The sequence below is a fragment of the Curtobacterium sp. MCSS17_006 genome (assembly GCF_003234215.1).
GTDB lineage: Bacteria > Actinomycetota > Actinomycetes > Actinomycetales > Microbacteriaceae > Curtobacterium > Curtobacterium flaccumfaciens.
The window spans coordinates 24,158-47,296 of the sequence record NZ_QKSO01000010.1; the positions used below are offsets into that span (position 1 = coordinate 24,158).

The window sequence follows — 23,139 nt, forward strand, 5'->3', positions numbered from 1 at the left end:
GGCTTCGTCCCGACCGTCTGCCGGGCGCTGGTCGCTAGCGAGCGGCGACGACCTCGCGCAGCAGCGCGGCGGTCTCGGACGGCGTCTTGCCGACCTTGACGCCGGCGGCCTCGAGCGCCTGCTTCTTCGCCTCGGCGGTACCGGCCGAACCGGACACGATCGCGCCGGCGTGGCCCATCGTCTTGCCCTCGGGAGCGGTGAAGCCCGCGACGTAGCCGACGACGGGCTTCGTGACGTGCGCCTTGATGAACTCGGCCGCACGCTCTTCGGCGTCGCCGCCGATCTCACCGATCATCACGATGGCCTCGGTCTCGGGGTCGGCCTCGAACGCGGCGAGCGCGTCGATGTGCGTGGTGCCGATGACCGGGTCGCCGCCGATGCCGATGGCGGTCGAGAAGCCGAGGTCCCGGAGCTCGTACATCATCTGGTAGGTCAGGGTGCCGGACTTCGAGACGAGCCCGATCGGGCCCTTGCCGGTGATCGTCGCCGGGGTGATGCCGACGAGGGACTCCCCCGGGGTGATGATGCCGGGGCAGTTCGGCCCGATGATCCGGGTCGTTCCGCCCTTCGCCTTGGCGTGCGCCCAGAACTCGGCCGAGTCCTGCACGGGGATGCCCTCGGTGATGACGACGACGAGGGGGATCTCGGCGTCGATGGCCTCCATCACCGCGTCCTTCGCGAACGCCGGCGGGACGAAGACGATCGAGACGTCGGCACCGGTGGTGTCGATGGCCTCGCGCACCGAGCCGAAGACCGGCAGCGACACGTCGCCGTGGGTGACGGTGGTGCCGGCCTTGCGGGCGTTCACGCCGCCGACGACGTTCGTGCCGGCCTTGAGCATCAGGGCGGTGTGCTTCGTGCCCTCGCCACCGGTGATGCCCTGGACGATGACCTTGGAGTCCTTGTTGAGGAAGATCGACATGGTCAGTCCCTTCAGGCCGCTGCGGCGGCGAGTTCGGCGGCCTTCTCGGCCGCATCGTCCATGGTCGCGGCGACGGTGACGAGCGGGTGCGCTGCCTCCGCCAGGATCCGGCGACCCTCTTCCACGTTGTTGCCGTCGAGGCGCACGACGAGCGGCTTGGTGGCCGCGTCGCCGAGGATGCCGAGCGCGGCGACGATGCCGTTGGCGACGGCGTCGCAGGCGGTGATGCCGCCGAAGACGTTCACGAACACGCTCTTCACCTGTGGGTCGCCGAGGATGACGTCGAGGCCGTTGGCCATGACCTCGGCCGAGGCGCCGCCGCCGATGTCGAGGAAGTTGGCGGGCTTCACGCCGCCGTGGCGCTCACCGGCGTAGGCGACGACGTCGAGCGTCGACATGACGAGCCCCGCGCCGTTGCCGATGACGCCGACCTGGCCGTCGAGCTTGACGTAGTTCAGCCCGTGGGCCTTCGCCTTGGCCTCGAGCGGGTCCTCGCTGGCGGTGTCCTCGAGGTCCTTGTGGCCCTCGTGGCGGAAGTCGGCGTTCTCGTCGAGCGAGACCTTGCCGTCGAGTGCCAGGATCTGGCCGTCGCCGGTGCGGACGAGGGGGTTCACCTCGACGAGGGTTGCGTCCTCGCCCTTGTAGACGTCGTAGAGCTTGACGAAGACGTCGGCGACGGCGTCCTGCAGCTCCGAGGGGAAGTTCGCCTGCCGAGCGATCTCGAGCGCGGCGGCCTTGTCGATGCCCGTCAGCGGGTCGACCTCGACCCGGGCGAGCGCCTCGGGCTTCTCGACGGCGAGCTGCTCGATCTCCATGCCGCCCTCGACGCTGGTGAGCGAGAGGTAGGAGCGGTTGGCCCGGTCGAGCAGCACGGAGAAGTAGAACTCCTCGGCGATGTCGGCACCCTGGGCGACCATGACGCGCTGGACGGTGTGGCCCTTGATGTCGAGGCCGAGGATGGCCTGCGCGTGCTCGAACGCCTCGTCCGGGGTCTTCGCGACCTTCACGCCGCCGGCCTTGCCGCGACCGCCGACCTTCACCTGCGCCTTGACGACCACGACGCCACCGATCTTCTCGGCCGCCGCCTTCGCCTGCTCGGGGGTGTCGGCGATGATCCCCTGCAACACGGGGACGCCGTAGGACTCGAAGAGGTCCCTGGCCTGATACTCGAAAAGATCCACGCTGTTCTTCTTCCCGCACGGTTCGTGCGATCGGCATCGGTTTCCCGGTCGCGCACTCCACATCGAGGGTCGCTCGATGTCGAGACAACGGCCGCCACGCAGCCTAGCGCTGCTCGGTGGACGGCCGGTGCACGGATGCCAGGCCCCGGTCCGCTCCGACGCGGATGAGCCGCTGCGCGCACCGCTGGGACGGGCCCGAGCTGGCGCTCGGCACTGTGGATCGGTGCAACCCGAACTCCGTACCCGCGCCACCGAGGTCTTCGGCTGGGAGCTCCGCCCCGACCAGGAGTCCGTCATCGACGCGGTGCTCGAACACCGCGACGCCCTGGCGGTCATGCCCACCGGATCGGGGAAGTCCGCGATCTACCAGGTCGCCGGCCTCGGGCTGGACGGCCTCGTCGTGGTCGTCTCCCCGCTCGTGGCGCTGCAGGAGGACCAGGTGGTCGGGCTCGAGCACCATCCCGACGCGCCCCGCGCCGTCGCCCTGAACGCCACGAAGAAGGCACGGGACGTCGCCGACGCGTGGGACGCCGTCGCCGCGGGCGAGGTCGGCTACGTGTTCCTGGCCCCCGAGCAGCTGGTGAAGGACGACGTGCTCGAGCGCCTCCGCGACGCCGGGGTCGCACTGGTCGCCGTCGACGAGGCGCACTGCATCTCGTCCTGGGGCCACGACTTCCGACCGGACTACCTGGCGCTCGGCGAGGTCGCGGAGCGCCTGGGCCGCCCGCCGGTGCTCGCCCTGACCGCGACGGGCTCCGCTCCGGTCCGGGACGACATCGTCGAGCGGCTCGGCATGCGCGACCCGTTCGTGCTCGCCTCGGGGTTCGACCGTCCCGGCATCCGGCTCGAGGTGGTCCGGCACGCCGAGGACGCCGAGAAGCGCCAGGCCGTGGTCGACCAGGTCGCCGAGCTCGACGGGCCGACGGTCGTCTACGTCGCCACCCGCGCCGCGACCACGGAGTACGCCGACGCCCTCGCCGCCCGCGGTCGCCGCGCGCAGCCCTACCACGCCGGCATGCGGGTGGCGGAGCGCGAGGCCGTGCACACCGGGTTCCTGGACGGCGACGTCGAGGTGGTGGTCGCGACGAGTGCCTTCGGCATGGGCATCGACAAGCCCGACGTCCGGTTCGTCGTGCACGCCGACGTCCCCGAGTCGATCGACGCCTACTACCAGGAGATCGGGCGGGCCGGACGGGATGCCGAACCGGCCGGCGCCACCCTGCACTACCGCGCCGAGGACTTCGGCCTGCGCACGTTCTTCGCGTCCGGCTCGCCGCGGCCCGCCTCGGTCCGGGCCGTGTTCGACGCCGTCCCGACGACCGGCTCGATCGCCCGCTCCGCACTGGTGGAGGCCTCCGGCCTGTCGGCCCGCACCGCCGGTCGAGCACTCAACGCCCTGCTCGACGCCGGCGCCCTGCGCGACGACGTCGACGGTGTCTCCCGGGTGCCGGACGGCCCGCAGGACGCCGACCGTGCTGCCCGTGCCATCGCCGACCGTGCCGCCGAACGGGAACGGGTCGAGGAGTCCCGCATCGCGATGATGCGCCAGCTCGCCGAGACGACCGGGTGCCGCCGGCAGTTCCTGCTCGGCTACTTCGGCGACGAGCTGCCGGAGCCGTGCGGCAACTGCGACACCTGCTCGTCCGGCACGGCACGCGAGGCCTCCGCCCACGTCGCCGACGGTGCGAACGACGCCGCCTGGCCGCCGGATGCCCGCGTCGAGCACGCCGAGTGGGGCACGGGCGTGGTGATGAGCACGGAAGAGGACCGCATCACGGTGTTCTTCGAGTCCGCCGGGTACCGCACCCTCGCACTCGCCGACGTCGAGGAACGCGACCTACTCGAACGCGTCTGACCGGAACCGGGACGGATCGCGCACGGAGCGCGGGCGGGGCGCACCGGTCCGGACGACCCGGGCGGGGAAGGCGCGGTCGCTCGACCACCCGTCGGCGACCGCGCTCCACTCCCCCGAGCATCGGCGATGCTGCCGTGGCGGTGTGACCGGCAGGTGACGCCCGGGTGAACACGACACGAAACCGGACGACCGCCAAGCGCCGGCGGGTAGGCAGGAAGCCCGCAACGGAAAGGAACCACCATGAGCGACCCCGGCATCAGCCCCGTCGACGACTTCGAGTCCCAGCAGCGTCGCGACGACGACATCGACCGTGAGCACGTCGGCCCGTACGAGGTGGACGAGGCCGAGGAGTCCCTCGAGACGGTGACGAACGACGCGGTCGCCGGCGAGACGGTGGAGCCGCAGCCCGGTGACGGCTCCGACGACGGTCCGACCGGTGGCTCCCCGCGCGAGGGTTCCCCCGACCTGTGGGAGCACGAGAACGAGCAGGACGAGGACCGCGCCGACCTCGGCAACGACCTCGGCACGAAGCCGCTCTGAGCGCTGACCTGATCAGGCTCCCCCGGAACACGGCTCGGTAGCATCGGGCCGTGTTCCGACGAGTCCGCTCCAGCGTCCGCAGCATGCCCTCGGCAGCGCGGCTCCTGGCGGTCGCGGCGATGCTGCTGGTCGCCGCCGCGGCACACCTCGCCGCCCGCTCGGAGCCCGGTGGCCGCTGGGTCCCGCTCCTCGTCGTCGGCGTCGTCGGTGCGGTCGTCACCGGATCACCGACCCGCCTCTGGCCGCTCCCCGCGATCTGGCTCGTCGCGACGCTCCTCGCCCTGACCGGTGATGCACCCGTCGACACCTCGTCCGCACTGGTCGCCCTGGTCGTCGGCACAGTCGCGCTCCTGGCGGCGATCGCCGTGGACCTGAGACCTGTCCTGCGGGCGCGACGCCGACGGGGTGCTGCGTGACCACCCCACGGCCTGGAGGCGCGACACACGACCCGCACCGTGCCTCCCGTCCGCCTGCTGGGCGCGTCCACGACCGTCACCTGCGTCGGTTCCTCGCCGACAGCACCCCAGTGGCCGCGGGCGGCCGCGCCATCCTGCTGCAGATCGCCGACCCGGTCGTCGCGGCCGGTGTCCGACGGCACTCGGACTTCGCCCGGCGACCCCAGCAGCGGCTCGCCCACACCCTGATGTTCGTCTACGCCGTCGTCATCGGCACGGAGACCGACTCGGCGACCGCAGCGGGCTTCGTCAACCGTGCGCACCGGCCCGTCGCGGGCGCCGACGACGTCGACCGGCAGCTCTGGGTGGCCGCGACCCTGTTCGACTCCGCGCGGCGGGCGCACGACCTGTTCGGCACACGCGTCTCCGCGGCCCGCGCCGAGCAGGTCCTCGCCGCCTACGCCCCGATCGCGACCGCGCTGCGGGTGCCGCCGGAGCGTTGGCCGACCTCGGTGGCGGCGTTCGACCGGTACTGGCAGCAGACGCTCGACGGACTCGAGGTCACCGACGACGCCCGCGGGGTCGTCCGTGACCTGCTGCACCCGCGGTTCGCGCCGCTGTGGGTGCGGGCGGCGATGCCACTCGTCCGCATCGTGACCGTGGGGATGCTGCCGGAACGGGTTCGCACGGCGTACGGCTTCGCGTGGGGGCCGCGGGAGGAACGGCGCTTCCGGCGCACCGTCCGGGTGGTGGCCGGGGTGCGCGCGCTGGTGCCGGGGGCCCTGCTGCGGCTGCCGGGGCCGCTGCTGCTGCGGGCGATGCGGCGGACCGCGAGGCGACACGCCACGGTACGGTAGCGGGCATGTCGGTCGACCACTTCGCCATCACGGTCCCGCGGTCCTGGTTCGAGCTCCCGGTCGAACCGGAACGCCGTGACGACCGGATCAGCGCCCTCGTGCAGGAACGCATCGAGGACCACCGGGAACTGTGGGACCACCGCACCGAGATCGTCCGGGTGCTCCGCCGGTTCGCCCGCTCGGCGTGGGACAGCGGCGCGCGGTACTGCGCCGCGTTCGCCGAGCCGAGCGAGGACGGCATCGTCTCCGGTGCGCTCACCGTGACGGTCCTGCCCGCGCCCGAGGCCGGCGGCGACCCGCTCGCCGCGCTCACCGACCACGTCGCAGCACTCGGCGGTGACGACGACGGCATGCACGTCGACGTGCACGAGGTCCCCCGCGTCGGCCGGGTGCCGCGCGTCTGGGGTGTCTCGACGGTGCAGGCACCGGACGGTCGCGGGTCGTTCGACGTCGTGCTCATGCAGACGTTCGTGCCCGCCGGCGACCAGGTCGCCCTGGTCAGCGTCTCGTCGCCCGCGACCGACCTGGCCGAGCCCCTGTACGAACTGTTCGAGACCGTGACCGACACCTTCGAGCTCATCGACTCCGCCGCGGTCGGCAGCGAGGCGTCCTGATGCGCCTCTGGCCGTTCCGGAAGAAGCGCAAGGTCGTCGAACCCGTCGTCGAACGGGTCGACGAGCGTGACCTGGCACAGATGGCCCAGCGCGGCGAGCTCGCCCGGTCGGTCACCACACCACCCCCTGCTCCGCGTGCGAGTGCCGACCGGGTCCGGGCGACCGTGGCGCAGATGCCCGGCCGACCGCTCGGGTCGTCCGGCGGCACCACCGCCCGTCGTGACGCCGCCCCCGCCCGCCAGGCAGCGGCTGCCGTGCTCGTCCTCGACGGCGCCCAGCGGGTGACCGTGTCCGGCGGCGGGCTGATCGGCCGTGACCCCGCGAGCGCCCACCCGGACGGCGGACACGCCCACATGATCGCCCTGGAGGACCCGGAGCGGCTGCTCAGCCGCACGCACCTGGAGTTCGGGTTCGGCGCCGAGGGCTCCCTCTGGGTGCTCGACACCGCGTCGGCGAACGGCGTCGAGCTGCAGCGCCCGGGGTTCCCCGCGGCGATGCTCGTGCCGTCGCAGCGCACGACCGTGCAGCCCGGCGACACCGTGGTGTTCGGCGGGCACACGCTCCGCGCCGAACCCGCCGTCGGACTCGTCAGCGAGACGCCGCTGGGCTGAGCAGGCCCCGGACCGGGCCGGCTCCGGGGTGCGCAGGCTCCGGGCTGCACCCCCGCGGCCGGTGCCCCGGCGGCCGGCGCCCCGCGACGGACGCCCTGCGGCCGGCGCTAGTCGCCCGCCGGTACCTGCACGAGTCGGAGCGCCTGGTCGGCGTCGTTCAGCAGCGCCCGACCCGCGACGCGGTCCTGGGTGACCAGGCTCTTCGACAGCTTCGCGCCGATCAGGTCGCCGTCGACGGTGCTGAGCGGCGCGAGCAACATGCCCCGACGCGCCTTCTTCGCGTCGACCTGCCAGCCGCGGAACCCGCTCGCCACGCCCTCGACGTCACCGGCCAGGACGAGCCCGACCGAACGACCCCGGTCGGAGTCCATGATCGCCCGGAACACCGGTTCGGCCGGCGACTCCTTCAGGGCCTCGGCGTCGTCGACCAGCACGAGCGTGAAGCCGTCCGAGCCGGTGTCGATCGCGGCGGACAGCCCCTCGGCCCCGATGGCGCCGTCGGTCACGACCGTGACGCGAGGGGCTCCGTCGAGTGCTCGGAGCGGGGACTCCCGCGGTGTCACCGCGACGACCGACCCACCCGCCGACAGCACGTGGCGGGCCATCGCGACGAGCGCGGTGCTCTTGCCCGAGCGGGGGCTGCCGCCGACGATGAAGACCGGGGTGTCCTGCACGAAGTCGTGCGTGAACAGCCGGAGCTCGTCGCCGCCGACGCCGAGTGCGACCCGGCCGACCGATGCCTCGGCCGACGGCAGGTACCGCACGGCGTCCGCGAAGGTGATGGAGCGCGGGAGCACGTCGATGCGGAACGGCTTCGGGGCGTCGGCCGGCACGTGCGCACGGACCTCGTCACCGATGCCCCGGAGCGCGGCGGCCTGGTCGCGGCCCCCGAGTCCGCCGGGCAGGACGGCGACCTGGGTCTCCGTCGCCGTGGCGTTGCGGAACCCGCGCCCGGGTGGGATCGACTCCGGCAGCTTCTTGCCGTTGATGCCCTCGTAGTTGTAGTCGCCACGGTCGGCCAGGGCGAGCAGCAGCTTCCGCTCCACCTGGCTCGACATCCGGCCGGACGTCAGGGTGCGGTCGCCGGAGACGACCAGGTGCACGCCGACGCCGACGCCCTCGCGCAGCAGGGTCTGGACGGCGTCGTGCAGCGCACCGTTCTCGGCGTCCGCCAGGGTCGCCATGAAGCTCTCCCACTGGTCGAGGAACACGACGATGTGCGGCATCGGCACGGTGCCCGCGTCGGTCCGCTGCTCGGCGATCGACGAGTACCCGCCGGCGGCGAAGGCGGCCTGGCGCTCCTGCACGGTGCGGAGCAGGATGCCGAGCAGCCGCGAGACCCGGTCGGGTTCGTGCCGCTGCACCACGGCACCGCAGTGCGGCAGCGCCCCGAGGGCCAGCAGCGCGCCGTTGCCGCAGTCGATCCCGTACATGTGCACGTCGCCGACGCCGAGCCGCAGGGCCATCGCCCCCGCCAGGGTGCGGAGCGTCTGGCTGCGACCGGAGCGCGGCGAGCCGATGACGAACAGGTGGCCGTCCGCGTCGAGGTCGAACACCGCCGGGCGCTGCCGCTGGTCACCCGGGTGGTCCTCGACGCCCCAGGCGACCGCCAGCGGTGCCAGGTCGCCGGTGCCGGTCGCCTCGACGTCGTCGAGCCCGACGACCTCGCCGAGCGGCGGCAACCAGGGCTTCCGCTGCTCGGGGGTGCCGAGGGCGCGGGTGGCGTCGTCGATCGACGCGACGAGGACGCTCAGGTCGGTGACCTCCACGTCGCTGGCCGCGGCCTCGACGGCGGCCGGGCGGGGGGCTGGATCGCTGTACGAGGCGAAGGTGAGCTCGCGGACCAGGGCGGGCCGGGCCTCCTGGTCGTCCGAGCCGGGCCGGCGCCCACCCACACGACCGGACTGGAACGGCAGCAGCGAGGCAGCGCCGAGCCGCACGTAGGCGCGCCCCGGGGTCGACTTCGCGATCCGCGCGGCGTCGTTCGCGCCGATGACGTCCTGGCTCTCCGACTGGTCGGTGACGCGCAGCGCGATGCGGAGGTTCGTGTTCGCGCGGATCTCGGGCGACACGACGCCGCCAGGACGCTGCGTGGCGAGGATCAGGTGGATGCCGAGCGAGCGACCGCGCTGGGCGATGTTCACCAGGCCCTTGACGAAGTCGGGCAGCTCGCGGGCGAGCGAGGCGAACTCGTCGATGACGATGAGCAGCCGCGGCAGGCTCGGGATCGTGTCCCCGTTCGCCGCGCGCTTGGCCTGCAGGTCCTGGTAGTCCTCCAGGTCCTTCGCACCGACCTCGGCGAGGGCGTGCTCGCGGGTGCGGAGCTCGGCGCCGAGCGACTCGAGCGCGCGCTCGACCTGGTGCGTGTCGAGGTCGGTGACCATGCCGACCGTGTGCGGCAGGTCGACGCAGTCCTTGAAGGCCGCACCGCCCTTGTAGTCGACGAGCACGAAGTTCATCTCGTCCGGCCGGTTCGCCACGGCGAGGGACGCCACGATCGTCTGCAGCAGCTCCGACTTGCCGGAACCGGTGGTCCCGGCGACCAGGCCGTGCGGGCCGTCGTTCCGCAGGTCGATCGCGAACGGCCCGTCGATCGACGCCCCCACCACGGCGGTGGTGCTGCGGCCGCCGAGCAGCCAGCGTGCCTGCACGGCCTCGGACGTCGGCGGTTCGAGCTGGAGCACGTCGAGCAGCCGGGCGGACGACGGGATGGCGCCGTCCTGCACGTCCGGGCTGGCGTCGACGATCGGCGACAGCGACCGGGCGACCCACTCGAGCCAGTCCTGGTCGACCAGGTCCGGGCGTGCGTCGTCGATGCGCTCACTGCGCTGCTGGGTGACCCGCACCCGGTCGTCGCGGACGACCACCACGGCGTCGCACTCCTCGGGCAGGAGCCGCTCGTCCAGGTCGAGGCAGATGCTGAACACCCCGACCGACGGCCCCTCCTTGAGCACCTGCACGAGCGAGGGCATCGCGCGGAGCCGGCGCGCGCCGTCCATCACGACGACGATCTCGTCGGCCGGCGGGGTCTTCTTGCCGATCCCGGCTTCCTTGCGGGCGTCGATGATCGCGGCGAGCTCGGCGATCGCCCGCGCGGTCGACGCGGCGTTCGAGGCGATGCTCGTCATCGGCTGGTCCGCACCGTCGCGGCGGACGTGCGGCAGCCAGGACATCCACTCCCACAGCGACGTGCGTGTGGTGTCGGTGAGCAGCGTGAAGGTGACGTCCTTCGGGCTCTGCAGCGTCGCGAGCTGCGCGACCACCCAGTTCGCGAGTCGTCGGGCGTCGTCGTCCGGGCCGGCGATGCCGATCACGCCGCGCTCGGCCAGGCGGATGCGCACCGGCACGTCCGTCGCGTCCCACGCGACGGTCCGCTTGTGGGACAGCTGCTCCGGGTCCTCGATGGTGACCTCGGAGCGCTGCGTCGCCGTGCCGACGCGGACCAGCAGGTGGTCCGGATCCGTCCGGCGTCGCTCCCACAGGCGTGGCAGGGGCGTGACCGCCGTCTCGTAGACGGCGGCGGGGTCCGGCGCGCTCGCGATCCAGCGTGCACGTTCGGACTGGAGGCTCTCGGTCGCGTCCGCCTCGATCCGCGCCTTGGTGTCCTCGTACTCCACGACGCGTTGCCGGTACGTCTTCTTGCCCTGCCGGCGGCCCTGGAGGCCCGTGATGATCATCAGGATCGGCGACAGCAGGGCGATGAGCAGGTAGATCCAGCGACCGGTGGTCGACACGAACATGACCGCCATGCCCATCGGCGCCAGCGCCATCAGGATGGGGAGCGCCCGGGCCGGGGGCTCGGTCGGCGGCGGGGGCAGCTGGTAGCGGGTGTGCTCGTCCGGCGGCAGGATGCGCGGGGGCCGGTTGTACTCGAGCGACATGCCGTCGTCCGCCAGGGACAGGTGGGCGCCGCGGTTCGGGGCACGGCCGAAGCCGAGCAGGACCCCGCCGACCGCGAGCTGTGCGGTCTCGGGCCAGTCGGTCTCCTCGGTGACCGGCTCGCCGTCCAGCAGCGCGCCGGAGTAGCCGTTCGCCGGGCGCACCTTCGCGCCGTCGGCGGTCACCGTGACGAGCAGGGCGATGTCCGGCACCGTGTCGGACCCCGACGCCTCGGCCTCGACCTCGTCCGTGGTGCTCACCGGCACCCGTACGTGCGCGGACGGTGCCGTGCCGATGGTCACCGTGCCGGTGCTGACCCGCACGATCGTCCCCGCGTGCAGCCCGGACACGATCCGGACCTCGGCGTCGGTCAGCGGGCGGAGCGGCGGCGGCGGCACCTGCTCGAGGCTCCGGCGCACCACCACGCCCTCGCGGACGCCCGACTCGGCGACCGACGCCGAGAGGTCGAGCGGCTGCTCCCCGACGAAGTACACGGGGGTCCGGCCGGAGGCGACGACGTCCGTGGCGATGAGGCGCTCGGCCTCGGCCACCAGCTCGCGCACCGCCCGGGAGTCGTCCCCGTCCACGTAGACGTTCGCGGTCTGGCCGCTCTCGCGGTCGACCATCGTGAACGTGAAGGTCATGGCATTCCCCCGTAGCGTTGACTTCGTGTCGCAGGACGATGGTAGTGTCCCCTGCAACACGCCCCGTTGGGGGGACAAACGAAACTCCGGGGAAAGGGAGTCACACCGTGGCGAACATCAACGTCTCGTACGCAGACCTCGAGGCAGCAGCCTCCGACCTCAAGGCGGGCCAGGCAGACATCGAAGACCGTCTGTCGGCACTGCAGCGCAAGATCCAGCAGCTCATCTCGGACGGCTACGTCACCGACAAGTCGTCGGTCGCGTTCGGCGAGTCCTACGACGAGTTCAACCGTGGCGTGACCCAGACGGTCCAGGGGCTCGAAGGCCTCTCCACGTTCCTCTCCAAGGCCTCGCAGACCCTGTCCGAGACGGACGAGTCGCTGGCCTCCGGCCTCAAGGGCTGACACCGTCGTCGACCCCGTGCCCCGCGATCGCGTGGGGCACGGGGTCGTCGCGGTTCCTGTGGCGCCGTCCTGACGGCGCCGGTTCGTGATCGGGGAGGGATTGTTCCGTGGCAGGCAAACTGCTGGTTGACCTGATGGGGCTCGGGGAGCTCCAGAACGACCTGACGACCGTGCACAGCACGCTCGAGCAGGCGCACAAGCGTGTCGACGCGTCCGACGACGAGATCGGTTCGGGGACGGTGCAGAACGCTCTGCACGACTTCGACCACCGCTGGGGCGACAAGCGGGACAAGATCAGCGAGTCGACGAAGGCGTTGGCGGACATGCTGAGCTCGTCCATCGAGACCTACACCGAGACCGACGAGCAGCTGGCACAGGCCCTGCAGGTCAACGACGAGAACGGCGGCGGCGGACCCGCTGCCTCGAGGGCGCAGTAGTCGTGGGGCGACCGTCGGGGTGGGACGTTGTCGATCAGGGTGATGATCCGGTCAAGGGTGATCCGTCGACGTTGCGGATGATGGCGCGGGAGTACCAGCGCATCTCCGACGCGGCCGATGACGCCTCGACCCGGCTGCAGTCGGTGAAGGGGTCCGGGTGGCTGACCGACTGGGAGGGTGAGGCCGCTGATGTGTTCGTCGACGCGATCGAGGACACCCCGTCGGACTTGACCAAGCTCGTCGATTCGTACGAACTCGCCGCGACGGCGTTGTCGGGGTGGGCTGACACGGTCGATGACACCCAGTACCGGGCTGATGGTGCGTTGGCGGATGCGAAGGACGCCACCGGGGACCTCGCCGCGGCGCAGGACCGGTTGGCGGATGCGCAGTCGACGTTGTCGCACTACGAGTCGGCGTCGAAGGACCTGTCGAAGGTCGCGGACGAGTACCCGGCGGGTTCCGACGTGCCGGACGGGGTGGATGTTCCCTCGCCGGCGCAGTTGCGGGCAGCGTCCGACAACGCGTCCGTCGCGCAGGGGTCCGTGAGCTCGGCGCAGGGGGACATCTCGGCGGCGCAGTCGCGGATCGATGCGGCGAAGCGGCTCGTGGCGGATGCGAAGGGTGACTGGCAGGACGCGGAGCAGCGGACCGCGACGAAGATCGGTGAAGCTGCGGACGCGGGCCTCGGGAAGCAGTCCACGTGGGACAAGATCTTCGGGTCCGAGGCGTGGGAGACCATCGTGTCGGTGGCGAAGGTCGTCGTGGCGGTGGGTGGGATCATCGCGATGATCATCCCGGGGCCGTGGACGTTGGTCATCGCGGCGATCGCGCTCGTGGTGTTGGCGGACACGTTGTACAAGATGAGCAAGGGCGAAGCCGACGGGTGGGACCTCGCGTTCTCCCTGCTCGACTGCGTCCCCGCAGGCGGCGCGGTCGCCGCTGCAGCTCGAACCGCGCGTCTTGCGGAGGGAGCGACCAAGCTCGCAGCACTCTCCAACACTGCTGCGCGCGTCGTTGGAGCGGGGCAGAGAGCGATCACGGGCATCCGAGGTCTGAACACGGCGCTGAAGACCAAGGCATCCGTCGTGATCGAGCGCATGACTCAGGCGTTCCAGAAGGGCGAGCGCGAGCGTGCGTCAGTCCAGGGGATGGGGCACTCCTACTTCGACGCAACGAGCTACCACGCTTACTACGAAGCCGGCGACAGCACCATCGGCGCTCCCGGCGGGCCTTTCTTCCTCATGCCGGAAGAGGACGCTCTGAAGTACGTGCACAACCCCATCGATGCCATGGTGCAGACAGGCTTGGCCCCCTCTGTACGCCAGGCTGTGATGCACAATGAGCCTGTGTACGGGATTCGGTTCCCTCTGGAAGGAACCTCCCCCCGGCTCCCTTCGGCAGCGGATGCTGGTGGGAACCTCAACTACACGCCCGGGGGGCACACCGCCGTGGCGTTCGAGGAAGGGCACATGATCAACGAGACACGCGAGTTCGTGATCGACGGTGGTCGCCCAGTTCCGGCAGGGTCTGAGGTGTTCCAGCTCATGGACAACGGAGAACGAATGGTGGTCCGCCGCTTTGGATGAAGCTGCCCAGGTAGAACCCCGCAACCGGTTGGAACAGCTGATCCTTGAGGGACGGGCCGGGCGAGCGGACCAGTTTGTCGTGGCGGACGCGGTATGGAACACGCCGATTGCGGTGTCGTCAGCGACTCCCGCCAAGGGTTTCGAGGATCTCGCACCCGTGCTGTTCGACCGTGACGGAACCCCGATGGTGGCGGCGTTCTCCGATCCAAGTCGGATCGGTGAGGTCGGGGAGAAGGCCGGCTACTTCTTGCTCATGACGGGCGGGGAGCTTTTCCGCCGACTGCGCCCCGAGTTCGGCGTCGTCCTGAATCCTCGGACGTTCGAACTCGGCATGGAATTCCTGCCTACCTCCATTGCTGACTACATCCGGCGGCTGGGTTGAGGCCAGCGGCCGGACTCATCGAGCCAGGGTGCTCCGTCTGCACCGCGGCGACGCAACGTCACGGCCGCGTCGAGCTCTCCATCGGGGTGAGTCGGGTGCAGCAGAGTGAGTACTTCCGCTGCGTGGCTTGCGATACCTACTGGAGCCTGTACGACCGATCACTCGTCGTCGTTGGGGAAGAAGACATCCCTGACGACCTCCAGACATCCTGGCGCGATGACGACGGTAACCTCCGCGAAGCACCGCTCCCGCCCTACGTTCCTTTCGCGCGACACGCCGAACTACCTGCGGAGATCACCACCAGTACCCCGGTCCATGTCAAGAACTCGGGCGGCACTACCGATCTCCCCTTCACGCACGACCTCGTCCGCGAGATCCCGGCCGGACCACTTGCGTCCCGGATCGCCCTCTGCCTAGTACTTGCTCGCTTGGCGGATGTCTTGTCTTCCCCCCGCGATACTGCCCAGGTGCCGCGGACCTTCCAGCGAGTCGAGTACGTCGACACTCTTGGTCACCTGCATGTTGGATACGGGGCTCGTCTGGATGGGAGAGCTCGATTCGAAGACGTTGCGCCGCGAGTTCGCTTCCCGACGTTCGGGCGGAACGTTTACTCCGCGACACCTCGCAATCATGTGAGCGACCCCGATTCCGGAATGCTGGTGAGGATCGGGCCAGGGGCGGACCTCGATCTCCCCGGAAGCCCGTTCAACGCCCTGCTCCTGAGCGGCGAATCGTGACCGCAAGTCCCGTTGCTGATGCCGATGCCGATGCCGATGCCGATGCGCATCGATACCCATCGTGCACCGCCACGCGCGACAGCAGGTCCTCGACCGATCGCGGGGAGTGCCAGATGATCCGCGAGTGCCTGCCGAACGTGCTCGTGGTGGGGCATGCCGTGAATCGAGAGTTCACCGACGACGGACGACTGGTCGTCGACATTGTGCTCAGCCGATCGCGACCCCAGGAGGCGCGCTCGTGCACCCGGGCATCCCCTTCGTCCATGCCCTGCGGCTCGGTGAGTGACATGACGACCTACGAATTGACGGAGTCGATGCAAAGCGAAACGCGCCCGTTCTACACGGATCACTGATTTTGAAGCGTATCCCCGCGGTAGCTGTCCCCGACACGCTCCACCTCGCAGTGGGCTCAAGCGGCGAGCGCGTCACCGAACCGTACGACCGGGGCGTCATGGTGGAGTTCGCCTACTCCATTGCAGGCGATCGGCCCGCTGGGCGGGGCACGTCCACTCGGCAGGTGAGCCGTCAATCACTCATCGACGATGAGACCAGCGGTCGGTACATCGTCCAAGTCGACGCAGCAGCAGATCGTTTCGAGGGGCTTCCAGTCGTGGACAGACCCGTTCGTCATCATGGGCTCCTGCCGATCCCGACCCGCGCAGTTCATGCACTGCCGATCACAGCGATCCAGGGGATCTGGGCCGAGATCGTCCGCGACACGGCACGACCGCGATCGGCCTGGCGGTTGTTCGAGTCTGCTTCCCGTCCGACGCTGAACCTGGTGATCGACCGCGATCCTGCCGAGTGGCGGGCGCGGGCGACCACGGCGCTGGGGCAGAGGCCACACCCGGAGATAACGGTCGTCGAGGACCTCGACGAAGTTCCGCGAATCTGGCGCAATGCCGCCCGTCATCTCCTGGCCGCCGAGGTGAGCGCTTGACGCCCTCCACATTCGACCGCCGACGACGCGCAGGCTGGAGACGAGTTGTCGATCTCGGTTTGTGGGTGCTCGGGACGGAAGACGGTGTGCGCGCCGTGGCCTCGCTGCGGCTCGGTGCGTGACATGACGACCTACGAACGAACCGCTCACCGGAACGGCACGAGCGCGCCGGCGACCGTGATCCTCGAGATGGACCTGACGAACCCCGACCATCAGGTGCGCTACACCGTGACCGTGTTGCTGCTGGGCGCAGAGCACGCGGCCACGGCGTACGACGCCTTCGAGGCACTGAGCCTGGTGCGCGAGGCGCTCGACGACGAAGGCTGGCTCCTGGGCGTGCAGGGGGCCCGCGTCGACGTGTGGCCGAGTGGGATGGCGCGACAGCAGGGCGGTGGCACGCGGGCGTACCGACTCCGCCGCGGTCGTCGTCCCCGGTTCAAGGACCTCGTCGACGTGTTCGCCCCGGCCGACGAACACCTCGGCACCGTGCAGGCGCAACGCGCGTTCGTCGCAGCGAAGTTCCCCGACGCCTGACCGGGTGCCGGCGACGACCGTCCGTGACTCCCTGAACACCGAGCCCCCGCGCACGGTTGGGTGGGTACATGTCCTCTGCCCCACTCTCCGGTGACGACTCCCTGCACCTGCCCGAGTTCGACAACCCACCGGCATCTCCGCTCGACCTCGCTCGCGAGTGGCTGTCCGCGGCGAAGGACCGTGAGGTCTCCGAGCCGCTCTCGATGACCCTCGCCACGGCCGGTGCCGGCGGCCGCGTGTCCGCTCGCACCGTCGACGTGAAGCGGATTGCGACCGACGGACTGGTCTTCGGCACGTCGGAGGACAGCCCGAAGGGCCGGCAGCTCGCCGAGAACCCGCACGCAGCCCTGCAGGCGTACTGGCGCGAGACGATGCAGCAGCTCCGGTTCGAGGGCCACGTCGTCCGGCTGTCGGATGCCGAGTCCGACGCCCTGTTCGCGGACCGCTCCCCGAAGTCACGCGCCGCGACGGCCATCGCCGACCAGTCCGCCGTGCTCGAACCCCGCACCCTGCAGGACCTGATCGACGACGCGAACGACCTGCTCGACGACTCCGGCGACGACGTCCCCCGACCTGCACGATGGGTTGCCTGGCGTCTCGAGCCCGACATCGTGGAGTTCTGGCACGGTAGCCGTGACCGGATGCACCGACGACTGCAGTACGCACTCGCCGAGGGCGCCTGGACGGCCACACGCCTCCAGCCCTGAGGCCGACGGTCGGCGTTCAGCCCCTGGACCACCACCCCGGCTGAGCGGGTTCGACTCGGACCGTGAACGATCGAGCATCGTTCGATCGTTCCGCGATGACGAAGTGGCTCTCCGCTGGGCCGACGGTACCGATCCGCCACACCGGCCACGAGTGCGGCCCGAGTTTGGGATCGAACCACGGCGCGGGCCCGTTGTCGTCCTCGCGCAACGCGCGCCGGACGCTCTTCGGATCGAGCTCCGGAAATCCCCCGGCGCGCGCTGCCGCGATCATGCGCTCTGCTGCGGCATCGACGGCGGCGGACCGTTCCGCCCGTGGGTTCCGGGTGATCCAGTAGGCGGCGAGGTACCCGATCACCACGAGGCCGATCGCCGCAACGGTCACGACCCACAGTCCAGCGTCGGGATCGACCGCGGGGATGCGATCGATGCCGGAGACCCCGACGACGAACCCCAGGACGCCGAGCACCCATCCGATGCCCGCGACGCGTTCGGCACGGTGCGACGCTCGTGCGAGGACGCAGCGTGCCTCGGCGACGTCCTCGATCGCAACCGAGATCGCCCCCACACCCGCGCCCGCACCGGTCTCCATCGGACCAGTCTCGCTCACGGCGCAACGGAACCGGCGCCCGCACCGAGCGCCCACGCCCCTACCGCCCGATCGGGTTCACCATCGCCCCCGCCCGGATGAGCGACGCCGACTGGTCCGCCAGGTCCACCATCGACAGGGTGTTCCGCAGCTGCAACCGGTTCAGGCACGAGTGCTCGAACGTCGGCACCCGCAGGTCCAGGGGACGACGGCGGTCCGGGTGCGCGGCGGCGTGGGCGTCGATGCACTCCCCCACGACCTGCCAGAAGCGGGACTCCGGCAGCACCCCGTCGTCGTCGAGGATCGCGGCGACGAACCGCAGCACCCCGTCGAACACGTCGGTGAACACCGCGAGCGCGGCCTCGTCATCGGACACCGGGTGCACGATCCGGTCGATGTCGGCGGGGACCGGGCGGTCGTCGTGCCGACCGAGCACCGCGGCCTCCTCGCCGATGTCCTTCATCACGGCCCGGACCACGACGCCGTCGCGCACGACGAGCACCAGGTTCTCGCCGTGCGGCATGAACACCAGGTCGTGCACCGTCAGGCAGTGCACGACGGGCAGCAGGTAGGCGTCGAGCCAGCGCCGGACCCAGACGTCGGCGGGCAGACCGGATGCCTCGATCAGCGCCGAGACCACGGCGTTCCCCGAGGCGTCGCGGTGCAGCAGCGCCGCCATCGTCAGCAGTCGCTCGCCGTCCGCCACCCGCGGCAGCGGGCTCTCCCGCCACAGCGCCGCGAGCATCTTGCGCTGCGGCGAGGACACGTCGACCCGGTGGTAGGCGTCGCCCGTGTAGCCGATGGCGGCGTGCTCCCGGAGCACCGAGAACCCGGCGGTGGCGAGCGTGGGGTCGGCGGAGACGATCGACTCGACCCAGTCGTTCACGGCCGGGGTGTTCCGCATGTAGGCGGGCGACATCCCCCGCAGGAACCCCATGTTCTGCACGGCGAGCGCCGTCTTCACGTACGAGCGTGCCGGCTCGGTGCGGTTGAACGCGGTGCGGATGGACTGCTGCGGCTGGTACTCGTCGGGTCCCTCGCCCAGGTCGACCAGGTCCTGTCGGCCCAGGTCGGGTGCGAAGGTCACGGCGATCCGGTGCTGCCACTGCCACGGGTGCACGGGCAGCCACACGTAGTCGTCGGGGTCGAGCCCGCGACGTTCCAGCGTGGCACGGAACCCGGCCACGACCGCCGCCGACAGCTCCGACTCCCAGTGCGCCTGCTCGGTCCGGTCCGCGGCGAGCGCCAGGTGCGTGTGCTCGCGTCGGGCGGCGAGCCACCGGTACCGGAACCGGCCGCCGGACTCGGGCGCGAACGCCCGGTACTCGTCGAGCCCGAACCCGATCCGACCGTTGGCGGCGACGAACGCCGGGTGCCCCTCGGTCATCGCCGCCTCGACGTCCTGGAACGACGCGACGACGTCCTCGACGGACCCGGTCGAACCGGTCGAACCGGACGAAACGGACGCCCCGCCCCGCCCCCGCGCCAGCTGCCCGGCCGACCGCCCGCCCCGCCGGTGCTTCGCCGCGGCACTCGCCAGCGTCGACGCGATCTCCTCCAGGTACGTCCCGAGCAACTCGTCGGGGATCCCGAGCACCTCGTGCAGTTCGAGCACGAGCTCCTGCGCGCTGAGCGGCGCCGGCGCCCCCGCACGGGTCCGCGTCAGCGAGGCCTCGTCCATCGACCAGTGCTCGAGCACGTGCTGCCGCGCCCGGAACCGGTAGGTCGACTCCCCCGCCTCGAGCCGCCAGCCATCCCCGTCGGGCACGGGTGCGATCAGCCGTTCGTGGGTGAACTCCGCGATCGACTTCGCGACGAGGTGCCGTTCGGCGGGCTCCAGGTGCTCGGGCCGCAGGTGCGCGGCCGGCCCGTCGTCATCGGGGACGCCGATGCGATCGGTGTCGAGCACCGACAGCAGAGCCCGCTTGCCGGCGACGTCCACCTGTCGCAGGGCGCGGAACCCGACCTCGGCGTTCTTCGCCTGCACGGCGGTGTTCCGCACGTCCGGTTCGACGACGACCCGACGCGCGCCGAGGGCGTCCCGACAGTGCTCGACGACGGCACGCATCACCGCGCTGGTCAGGCCGTGCACACGACGGTCAGCGGGCGCCGGCGCGACGAGCAGGTGCATGCCGACGTCGCCGGGTTCGGCCGCCCACACGTCGGTGAGCAGGACGGCGGAGGGGTCGTAGGTCTCCGCCAGGAAGCACGGTTCACCGTTCCGGCGGCCGAGCCACGCTGCCTGCGCGGGGTCCGCCTGCACGCCGGCCAGGTAGGCACGCACGGCGTCCACGTCGAGGTCGCCCATCTCCCACCACGACGACGCCGGGTGGGCGAGCCAGGACTGCACGACGGCGGCGTCGCGTTCCGGGTCCACGGGTTCGACGGTCAGGAGGCCCGGCTCGGCTCCCCCAGGCGCGGTCGCGTCCGGCGCGGTGGTGGTCACGGTCGTGCTCATGCGGAGACCTCCGTGCGCTCGGTCGCGGGGCGGGCCGGCGCGCGCTCCGCGACGCCCGGGTGCGCCGTGGACGGCGCTGCTGTTGACTGCCCCGAGGCGGGCAGGCCGAACTCCTGGAAGGCGATCCGAGCCTCCAGGCCGTACACGGGGCGACCCGTGACGGACCGGATGATCGACGCGTTCCGCCACGCACCCATGCCGAGGTCGGGCGCGGTCAGGCCGTGCGTGTGCTCCTCGGCGTTCTGCACCCAGATGCGTCCGCCCAGGGTGTCGACGTGGTGGTCGCGCGCGACCGCCAGGCGACCGCGGGAGTCGCGGGCGACGAGGTGCTCGACCGGGTCGAGGAACCGCGGGACCCGCGGGGTGTACCCGGTGGCCAGCACCAGCTGCTCGACCTCGTGCTCGTACGTCTGGTCGAGCTGCTCGTGCCGGAGCGTCAGGCGGTACGTGCCGCGGTCGGCGAGCCAGGCGGCGTCGACGACGCTCGTCTCGGTCCGGAGCGTCGTCGGGACCGGGCCGCGCGCGCTGATCCGGTAGAGCTGGTCGTACAGGTCGTCGACCAGGTCGGCGCTGATGCCCTTGTACAGGCCGCGCTGTTCCCGCCCCAGGCGGTCGCGGACGGCTTCGGGCAGCCCGTGGAAGTGGTCCGTGTACTCCGGGCTCGTCATCTCGAGGGTGAGCTTGGTGTCCTCCATCGGGAAGAACCTGGGCGACCTTGTGATCCAGTCGAGGCGGTAGCCGTCCTGCCGGATGTCCTCGAGCAGTTCGCGGTAGACCTCGGCGGCGGACTGCCCGCTGCCGACGACGGCGATCGACCCGGCGTGGCGCAGGGCATCGCGGTTCGGCAGGAACTCGGCGGAGTGCACGGCCGGCCCGCCGATCCCGCGCAGCGGGGCGGGGACGGACGGCTCGGTGCCGATGCCGACGACGACGTGGTGTGCGCGGTACGTCTCGGGACCCTGATCGGTCTCGGCGTGCACCGTGAACGTGTCGGTGACCGGGTCGTGCTCGACGGCCGTCACCCGGCGGCCCCACCGCAGGGTGTCGAGCCGATCGGCGGCCCAGCGGCAGTAGGCGTCGTACTCGCTGCGCAGGGGGTGGAAGTCCTCGCGGATGTAGAACGGGTACAGGCGCCCGGTCTCCTTGAGCCAGGCGAGGAACGAGAACGGCGAGGTCGGGTCGGCCATCGTCACCAGGTCGGCGAGGAACGGCACCTGGATCGTGGCGTCGTCGAGCATCATGCCGTGGTGCCAGGCGAAGCCGTCGGCGGCGTCGAGGAACACCGCGTCGACGTCGGCGATCGGGTCGGTCAGGCAGGCGAGGCCGAGGTTGAACGGGCCGATGCCGATGCCGACGACGTCGTGCACGGCGGGGTCGGCAGCGGCGCGGTCGGCAGTGGTGGGGTCGGCGGCGGTGCGGTCGGCGGTCATCGGTTCGCTCCCTCGGTCTCGGTGGTGGCTGCGCGCACCCGGGCGGCCGTCGCGACGACGTGCTCCAGTGACGCGCGCATCTGCTCCGGGGTGGTCTCGGGGTTGAGCAGCGTGAGCTTGTTGCACGGCCGGCCGTCGATGACCGTCTTGGCGATGAGCACCCGGCCCTCGGCGAGCAGGGCCGAGCGGATCGGGGCGACCAGCGCGTCGGCGGCCTCGGCGGTCATGCCGGCGGGCTGCCAGCGGAACAGCACCGTGCTGAGCTGCGTCGGCGCGACGAGCACCAGGTCGGGGTGCTCCTCGACGATCCGGTGGGTGGCCGCGGCGAGGTCGATGACGGCGTCGAACGCGGTACCGATCGCGTCGGCACCGGTCGCCCGCAGCGTGGCCCAGAGCTTCAGGGCGTCGAACCGGCGGGTGGTCTGCAGCGACTTGTCGACCTGGTTCGGCTCGGCGGCGTCCTCCGGGTTCAGGTAGTCGGCGTACCAGGCGGTGCGGCGCAGGTCCTCCGGGCGCTGCACGAGCAGGGCGCTCGACGACACCGGCTGGAAGAACGACTTGTGCAGGTCGGCGGTCACGCTCCGGGCCCGTTCGACGCCGTCGAGCAGGTGCCGGCGGGTCGGGGACACGAGCAGCCCGCAGCCGTACGCGGCGTCGACGTGCAGCCACACTCCCTCCAGATCACAGACGTCCGCGATCGGCTCGAGCGGGTCGATGACCCCGCGGTCGGTGGTGCCGGCGGTGGCGACGACGGCCATCGGCGTCTGCCCGGCTGCGCGGGCGGCGGCGATCGCCTCGGCGAGGGCAGCGGGCACCATCCGGCCGGCGTGGTCGGTGGCGACGGCGACCACGGCTTCGAGCCCGAGCAGCCGCGCCGACTTCGCGATGCTGAAGTGGGTCTCCGCGGTCGTGAACACGGTGCCGCTGCTGCCGAGGGCCTCGCGCGCCAGCAGCAGGGCCTGCAGGTTCGACTGCGAGCCGCCCGAGGTGAAGATGCCGTCCCCCGCGGCGAACCCGATCCGACCGGCGAGCCAGGCGACGACGTGCCGCTCGATCTCGGTGCCGATGCGGGACTGGTCCCAGGTGTCGACCGACGGGTTTACGGCGGCCAGGACCGATTCGGCGGCGACCGCGGGCAGCGCGACCGGGCAGTTCAGGTGCGCGAGGTACGCCGGGTCGTGGAACCAGACGGCCTCGCGGACGAACAGCTCGTCGAGTTCGGCGAGTGCGCGGTCCGTCCCGAGGGGTTCGGCGTCGAGGTCGACGTCCTGCACCCGGGCCCGGAGGACCTCGGGAGCGGTGTCGGTCGTCGGACGGTCGGCGGCGGCGAAGCGGTCGGCCAGACGGTCCACCGTGGACGTCACGGCGGAGCGGTAGCGCTCGGCGGTGGCGGTGGTCAGGAGTTCGATGGGAGGTGTCACGTTAGGTAAGGCTAACCTC

21 protein-coding genes are annotated in these 23,139 nt (G+C 71.3%); 14 read left to right on the plus strand and 7 right to left on the minus strand.

The window, feature by feature from the left end; all coding sequences use genetic code 11:
• Positions 1 to 34: 34 nt before the first annotated feature.
• Complete coding sequence (sucD, locus tag DEJ21_RS10855) at positions 35 to 922, minus strand: succinate--CoA ligase subunit alpha (RefSeq protein ID WP_071404667.1); 888 nt, start codon at positions 920 to 922, stop codon at positions 35 to 37.
• 11 nt (positions 923 to 933) lie between these two features.
• Positions 934 to 2,103 carry an ADP-forming succinate--CoA ligase subunit beta gene (sucC, locus tag DEJ21_RS10860; RefSeq protein ID WP_111024796.1) on the minus strand — a complete coding sequence of 390 codons (1,170 nt, stop codon included), beginning with the start codon at positions 2,101 to 2,103 and terminating at the stop codon, positions 934 to 936.
• Between the two features lie 223 nt (positions 2,104 to 2,326).
• Here sucC and DEJ21_RS10865 point away from each other — a divergent pair, with 223 nt between their 5' ends.
• From DEJ21_RS10865 to DEJ21_RS10890, 6 genes are all read left to right on the plus strand, one after another.
• Complete coding sequence (locus DEJ21_RS10865; RefSeq protein WP_111224600.1) at positions 2,327 to 3,958, plus strand: RecQ family ATP-dependent DNA helicase; 1,632 nt, start codon at positions 2,327 to 2,329, stop codon at positions 3,956 to 3,958.
• A 240-nt stretch (positions 3,959 to 4,198) separates the two neighbouring features.
• Positions 4,199 to 4,498 carry a hypothetical protein gene (locus DEJ21_RS10870; RefSeq protein ID WP_035809242.1) on the plus strand — a complete coding sequence of 100 codons (300 nt, stop codon included), beginning with the start codon at positions 4,199 to 4,201 and terminating at the stop codon, positions 4,496 to 4,498.
• Between the two features lie 50 nt (positions 4,499 to 4,548).
• Positions 4,549 to 4,914: a hypothetical protein gene (locus DEJ21_RS10875; protein WP_146247748.1), complete on the plus strand. Its 366-nt coding sequence runs from the start codon at positions 4,549 to 4,551 to the stop codon at positions 4,912 to 4,914.
• Positions 4,911 to 5,750 (plus strand): oxygenase MpaB family protein, encoded by an 840-nt coding sequence (locus tag DEJ21_RS10880; RefSeq protein WP_111224602.1) that lies wholly within the window; start codon positions 4,911 to 4,913, stop codon positions 5,748 to 5,750. Before DEJ21_RS10875 ends, DEJ21_RS10880 begins: the two co-directional genes overlap by 4 nt.
• Positions 5,751 to 5,755: 5 nt before the next feature.
• Positions 5,756 to 6,364: a hypothetical protein gene (locus DEJ21_RS10885; RefSeq protein WP_071404663.1), complete on the plus strand. Its 609-nt coding sequence runs from the start codon at positions 5,756 to 5,758 to the stop codon at positions 6,362 to 6,364.
• A complete protein-coding gene (locus tag DEJ21_RS10890; protein WP_111224603.1) occupies positions 6,364 to 6,975 on the plus strand; it encodes an FHA domain-containing protein in 612 nt (203 codons plus the stop codon). Before DEJ21_RS10885 ends, DEJ21_RS10890 begins: the two co-directional genes overlap by 1 nt.
• Before the next feature lie 107 nt (positions 6,976 to 7,082).
• Here the strand turns inward: DEJ21_RS10890 and DEJ21_RS10895 are convergent, their stop codons facing one another.
• A complete protein-coding gene (locus DEJ21_RS10895) occupies positions 7,083 to 11,498 on the minus strand; it encodes an FtsK/SpoIIIE domain-containing protein (protein ID WP_111224604.1) in 4,416 nt (1,471 codons plus the stop codon).
• Between the two features lie 107 nt (positions 11,499 to 11,605).
• Here DEJ21_RS10895 and DEJ21_RS10900 point away from each other — a divergent pair, with 107 nt between their 5' ends.
• The 8 genes from DEJ21_RS10900 to DEJ21_RS10930 all read left to right on the plus strand — a co-directional run bounded on the left by DEJ21_RS10900 (position 11,606) and on the right by DEJ21_RS10930 (position 17,225).
• A complete protein-coding gene (locus DEJ21_RS10900) occupies positions 11,606 to 11,902 on the plus strand; it encodes a WXG100 family type VII secretion target (protein WP_071404660.1) in 297 nt (98 codons plus the stop codon).
• A 107-nt stretch (positions 11,903 to 12,009) separates the two neighbouring features.
• Positions 12,010 to 12,339, plus strand: coding sequence for a DUF6507 family protein (locus DEJ21_RS10905; protein ID WP_128780490.1), 330 nt, complete (start codon positions 12,010 to 12,012; stop codon positions 12,337 to 12,339).
• A gap of 2 nt (positions 12,340 to 12,341) precedes the next feature.
• Positions 12,342 to 13,925, plus strand: coding sequence for a putative T7SS-secreted protein (locus tag DEJ21_RS10910; protein ID WP_375342397.1), 1,584 nt, complete (start codon positions 12,342 to 12,344; stop codon positions 13,923 to 13,925).
• Between the two features lie 28 nt (positions 13,926 to 13,953).
• On the plus strand, positions 13,954 to 14,307 hold the full coding sequence (locus tag DEJ21_RS10915; RefSeq protein WP_111046500.1) for an SseB family protein: 354 nt from the start codon (positions 13,954 to 13,956) through the stop codon (positions 14,305 to 14,307).
• Positions 14,308 to 15,040: 733 nt separating this feature from the next.
• Positions 15,041 to 15,397, plus strand: a complete 357-nt coding sequence (locus DEJ21_RS10920; RefSeq protein ID WP_146247750.1) for a hypothetical protein — start codon at positions 15,041 to 15,043, stop codon at positions 15,395 to 15,397.
• A gap of 2 nt (positions 15,398 to 15,399) precedes the next feature.
• Positions 15,400 to 15,984, plus strand: a complete 585-nt coding sequence (locus DEJ21_RS17995; protein ID WP_146247751.1) for a hypothetical protein — start codon at positions 15,400 to 15,402, stop codon at positions 15,982 to 15,984.
• A 123-nt stretch (positions 15,985 to 16,107) separates the two neighbouring features.
• On the plus strand, positions 16,108 to 16,518 hold the full coding sequence (locus tag DEJ21_RS10925) for a hypothetical protein (RefSeq protein ID WP_146247752.1): 411 nt from the start codon (positions 16,108 to 16,110) through the stop codon (positions 16,516 to 16,518).
• A 68-nt stretch (positions 16,519 to 16,586) separates the two neighbouring features.
• Positions 16,587 to 17,225 carry a pyridoxal 5'-phosphate synthase gene (locus DEJ21_RS10930; protein WP_111224608.1) on the plus strand — a complete coding sequence of 213 codons (639 nt, stop codon included), beginning with the start codon at positions 16,587 to 16,589 and terminating at the stop codon, positions 17,223 to 17,225.
• 16 nt (positions 17,226 to 17,241) lie between these two features.
• Here DEJ21_RS10930 and DEJ21_RS10935 read toward each other — a convergent pair whose 3' ends face one another.
• From DEJ21_RS10935 to DEJ21_RS10950, 4 genes are read right to left on the minus strand one after another with little or no spacing between them, the layout of a single operon-like run.
• Positions 17,242 to 17,832 carry a hypothetical protein gene (locus tag DEJ21_RS10935; protein ID WP_146247753.1) on the minus strand — a complete coding sequence of 197 codons (591 nt, stop codon included), beginning with the start codon at positions 17,830 to 17,832 and terminating at the stop codon, positions 17,242 to 17,244.
• Positions 17,833 to 17,872: 40 nt separating this feature from the next.
• A complete protein-coding gene (locus tag DEJ21_RS10940; RefSeq protein ID WP_111224610.1) occupies positions 17,873 to 20,269 on the minus strand; it encodes a GNAT family N-acetyltransferase in 2,397 nt (798 codons plus the stop codon).
• Positions 20,266 to 21,699 carry a lysine N(6)-hydroxylase/L-ornithine N(5)-oxygenase family protein gene (locus tag DEJ21_RS10945; RefSeq protein WP_111224611.1) on the minus strand — a complete coding sequence of 478 codons (1,434 nt, stop codon included), beginning with the start codon at positions 21,697 to 21,699 and terminating at the stop codon, positions 20,266 to 20,268. Before DEJ21_RS10945 ends, DEJ21_RS10940 begins: the two co-directional genes overlap by 4 nt.
• On the minus strand, positions 21,696 to 23,120 hold the full coding sequence (locus DEJ21_RS10950) for a pyridoxal-dependent decarboxylase (RefSeq protein ID WP_111224612.1): 1,425 nt from the start codon (positions 23,118 to 23,120) through the stop codon (positions 21,696 to 21,698). Before DEJ21_RS10950 ends, DEJ21_RS10945 begins: the two co-directional genes overlap by 4 nt.
• Positions 23,121 to 23,139: the final 19 nt, after the last annotated feature.

Excerpts from the sequence above, each read along its gene's own strand:
- DEJ21_RS10930 (WP_111224608.1), top strand. The coding sequence starts at position 16,587 with ATGTCCTCTGCCCCACTCTCCGGTGACGACTCCCTGCACCTGCCCGAG.
- DEJ21_RS10890 (WP_111224603.1), top strand. The coding sequence starts at position 6,364 with ATGCGCCTCTGGCCGTTCCGGAAGAAGCGCAAGGTCGTCGAACCCGTC.
- DEJ21_RS10895 (WP_111224604.1), bottom strand. The coding sequence starts at position 11,498 with ATGACCTTCACGTTCACGATGGTCGACCGCGAGAGCGGCCAGACCGCG.
- sucD (WP_071404667.1), bottom strand. The coding sequence starts at position 922 with ATGTCGATCTTCCTCAACAAGGACTCCAAGGTCATCGTCCAGGGCATC.
- DEJ21_RS10940 (WP_111224610.1), bottom strand. The coding sequence starts at position 20,269 with ATGAGCACGACCGTGACCACCACCGCGCCGGACGCGACCGCGCCTGGG.
- DEJ21_RS10945 (WP_111224611.1), bottom strand. The coding sequence starts at position 21,699 with ATGACCGCCGACCGCACCGCCGCCGACCCCACCACTGCCGACCGCGCC.
- DEJ21_RS10925 (WP_146247752.1), top strand. The coding sequence starts at position 16,108 with ATGACGACCTACGAACGAACCGCTCACCGGAACGGCACGAGCGCGCCG.
- DEJ21_RS10885 (WP_071404663.1), top strand. The coding sequence starts at position 5,756 with ATGTCGGTCGACCACTTCGCCATCACGGTCCCGCGGTCCTGGTTCGAG.
- DEJ21_RS10870 (WP_035809242.1), top strand. The coding sequence starts at position 4,199 with ATGAGCGACCCCGGCATCAGCCCCGTCGACGACTTCGAGTCCCAGCAG.